The organism is Kitasatospora sp. MY 5-36 (assembly GCF_001182915.1).
GTDB lineage: Bacteria > Actinomycetota > Actinomycetes > Streptomycetales > Streptomycetaceae > Kitasatospora.
Genome location: NZ_LFVW01000664.1, coordinates 1 through 3,690 on the forward strand (window position 1 = coordinate 1; position 3,690 = coordinate 3,690).

Annotated in this window: 1 protein-coding gene; it reads right to left on the reverse strand. The window is 76.7% G+C overall.

Annotated elements, in window-relative coordinates; translation table 11 throughout:
* The coding region (locus AE652_RS33045) for a non-ribosomal peptide synthetase (RefSeq protein WP_049658321.1) at positions 1–3,690 on the reverse strand (3,690 nt) is incomplete at both ends.

Sequence of the window (3,690 nt, forward strand, 5' to 3'; positions counted from 1 at the left end):
TAGACGGTGACGCCGAGTCGGGCCCGGACCTCGGCCAGCTCCCGCCAGGTGGCGGCGGGGATCGCCTCGCCGCCGAGCTGGAGCAGCCGGGGGTGGTGCGGGGCGGGGCCGAACAGCCCGGCGGCGGTGAGTTCGCGCAGGTAGGAGGGGGTGACGTTGACGACGTCGAGCCGCTGCTCGACGATCCTGGCGCAGAAGGCCTGCGGGTCCAGCCGGACGTCCTCGTCGATCAGGTGGAGCTCCTGGCCGGAGACCAGCAGCAGCGGGCCCTCCCAGCTGGTGTCGAAGGAGAGGGAGGCGCTGAGGGCGACCTTCAGCCGGGCGCCGTCGGCGGTGTGCGGGACGAGCATCCCCTCCCGGTGGTCGCGGCAGAGGTTGACCAGCTGGCGGTGCTCGACGACCACGCCCTTGGGGCGGCCGGTGGAGCCGGAGGTGTGGATCAGGTAGGCGGCGTTCCCGGGCCGCAGCGGGGCGGTCCGCTCGGCGTCGGTCAGGTCGTGTCCGGGCAGGGCGTCCCAGGGCACCTCGCGCAGGACCCGCTCGGTCAGCACCGTGCGCGGCTCGGTGTCCGCCAGCAGCAGGGCGGCCCGCTCCTCGGGCAGGTCCGGGTCGACGAACTGGAGGACGGCCCCGGCCTTGAGCACCGCGAACAGCGCCACCACCAGGTCGGAGGTGCGCGGCAGCCGGACGGCGACCACCTGCTCCGGGCCGGCGCCGAGGGCCGCCAGGTGGCGGGCCAGCCGGTTGGCCCGGGCGTTGAGGGCGGCGTAGTCCAGCGTGGCGTCCCGGGCGACCAGCGCGGTGGCGTCCGGGGTGCGGGCGGCCTGCTCCTCGAACAGGGCGGTGAAGGTGGTGTCCGGCCCGGGCAGCGGCTCGCCCCGGCCCTGGCGCAGCACCTGCCGCCGCTCGTCCCCGCTCATCAGCGGCAGCTCGCCGACGGCCGTCCCGGGCGCCTCGGCAACGGCCGCCAGCAGGGTGGTCAGCCGGTGGGCCAGCTGCTCGGCGGTCCGCGCGTCGAACAGCCCGGTGCTGTACTCCAGGTAGCCGGTCAGGCCGCCGTCGTGCTCGGCGAAGTCGAAGGAGAGGTCGAAGGCGGCGCTGCGGACCGGCGGGGTGACGGGTTCGACCGTCAGGCCGGGCAGCGGGGGCGTCTCGGCGCCGAGGTTGTGCAGTGCCACCATCACCTGGAACAGCGGGGTGCGGCTGGTGTCGCGCTCCGGCTGGAGGGCGTCCACCAGCCGTTCGAAGGGCACCTCCTGGTGGGCCAGGGCGTCCAGCACGGTGTGCTGGGCGGCGGTCAGCAGCTCGTGGAAGGTCAGTTCGGGGCGGATGTCGCCGCGCAGCACCAGGGTGTTGACGAACATGCCGACCACGTCGTGGAGTTCGCCTTGCTCGCGGCCGGAGGTGACGGTGCCGACGGCGACGTCGCGCTGCCCGGACCAGCGGGCCAGCAGCACCTGGCAGGCGGCCAGCAGGACGGTGTAGAGGGTGCCGTCGGCCTCGCGGCCGCGCTCGCGCAGCCGGGCGGTCAGCTCGGCGGGCAGCGTGAAGGTCGTCAGCGCGCCCTCCCGGGTGCGCACCGCGGGGCGCGGCCGGTCGGTGGGCAGTTCCAGCGGGGCCAGGCCGTCCAGGGCCCGGCGCCAGTGGTCGAGGTCGGCCTCGGCGGCGGCGGTGCGGGTGCGCTGCCAGGCCGCGTAGTCGGTGTACCGGACGGGCAGCGCGGGCAGCCGCGGGCTCCGCCGTTCGAGGGCGGCGGCGTACAGCTCGCCGAGGTCGCGGCCGAGTACGCCCATCGACCAGCCGTCGGTGGCGATGTGGTGCACCGCCAGGGCGAGGACGTGCTCCTCGGCGGCCGTCCGGGCCAGGTGGGCGCGGAGCACGGGGCCTTCGGCGAGGTCGAAGGGGGCGGTGGCGATCCGCTCCAGGTGGGCGTCCAGCTCCGCCGCCGGGACGTCCGCGCAGGGCAGCTCGACGGGGTGCGGCGGGCGCACCACCTGCCGGGCCCGGCCGTCCCGTTCGGCGTACGTGGTGCGCAGCGCCTCGTGCCGCTCGACCAGGGCGTCCAGGGCGGCGCCCAGGGCGGCCCGGTCGAGGGCGCCGCGCAGCCGCAGCACGGACAGCGAGGTGTACTCGGTGCTGCCGGGCTCGAAGCGGTCGAGGAACCAGAGCCGCTGCTGGGCGTAGGAGAGCGGCGCCTCGGCCGCCGGGTCGGCGGCGGGGATGACGGCCGGTGCGGCGCCGGGGCGCGGGGCGCCGAGCGCCTCGGCCAGGTCGGCGAGCACGGGGTGGGTGAACAGCACCCGGGGCGAGAGGTCGGCGGCGCCGAAGGCGGCGCGCAGCCGGGCGGTGACCCGTACGGCGAGGATGGAGTCCCCGCCGAGGGCGAAGAAGTCGTCCTCGGCGCCGACCGCGCCGGTGTCCAGGACCTCCGCCCAGGCCTCGGCGACCAGCCGCTCGGCGGGGGTGCGGGGCGCGGTGCGCTCGCGGCCGGCGGCGAAGCCGTCCGGGCCGGGCACCGGCAGGGCGCGCCGGTCCAGCTTGCCGTTGGGGGTGAGCGGCAGGGCGGCCAGCGGGACGTAGGCGGCGGGCACCAGGTAGGCGGGCAGCAGGCGTTCCAGGTGGGCGCGCAGCTCGGCGGCGCCGGGCGGCCGGGCCGGGTCCTCCCCGACGAGGTGGGCGACCAGCCGGCGGGTGCCGGTGGCGTCCTCGTGGACGCCGACGGTGGCCAGGGCGACGCCCGGGTGGGTCTGGAGGGCGGCCTCGATCTCGCCGGGTTCGATCCGGTAGCCGCGGATCTTGACCTGCTGGTCGGCGCGGCCCAGGTAGCGCAGGGTGCCGTCGGCCTGCCAGCGGGCCCGGTCGCCGGTGCGGTACATCCGGGTGCCGGGGGCGCCGAAGGGGTCGGCGAGGAAGCGGCCGGCGGTGAGGCCGGGCCGGTTGAGGTAGCCGCGGGCCAGCCCCTCGCCCGCCACGTACAGTTCGCCGACGGCGCCCGGGGGCACCGGGGCGAGGTCGCCGTCGAGCACGTACAGCCGCAGGTCGGCGATGCCGGTGCCGATCGGGCCGGGGCCGCCGGCGGTGGCGGTCGCCGGGTCCAGCGCGGTGTGGGTGACGTGCACGGTGGTCTCGGTGATGCCGTACATGTTCACCAGGCGCGGCGCGTCCTCGGGGTGGCGCCGGTACCAGTCGGCGAGCCGGGTGACGTCCAGCGCCTCGCCGCCGAAGACCACCGTGCGCAGCGCCAACCGGGCTGATATGTCCGGGAGTTCGGCGTCGGCGCGGGCCAGCTGGTGGAACGCGGACGGGGTCTGGTTGAGGACGGTGACCCGCTCCTCGGCGAGCAGCCGCAGGAAGTCCTCCGGGGAGCGGGCGGTGTCCTCGGGCACCACGACGAGCCGGCCGCCGTGCAGCAGCGGGCCCCACAGCTCCCAGACCGAGAAGTCGAAGGTGTAGGAGTGGAAGAGCGTCCAGACGTCCTCGGCGCCGAAGTCGAACAGCTCGCGGGTCTGCTCGAACAGCCGGACCACGTTGGCGTGCGGCACCACGACGCCCTTGGGGCGGCCGGTGGAGCCGGAGGTGAAGATGGCGTAGGCGGGGCTGTCGGGCAGCGGGCGGTGGCCGGCGCCGAGCGGGCCGGCCGGGCGGCGGGCCAGGTCGGCGCGCACCCCGGGGTCGGCCAGGGCGAGGACG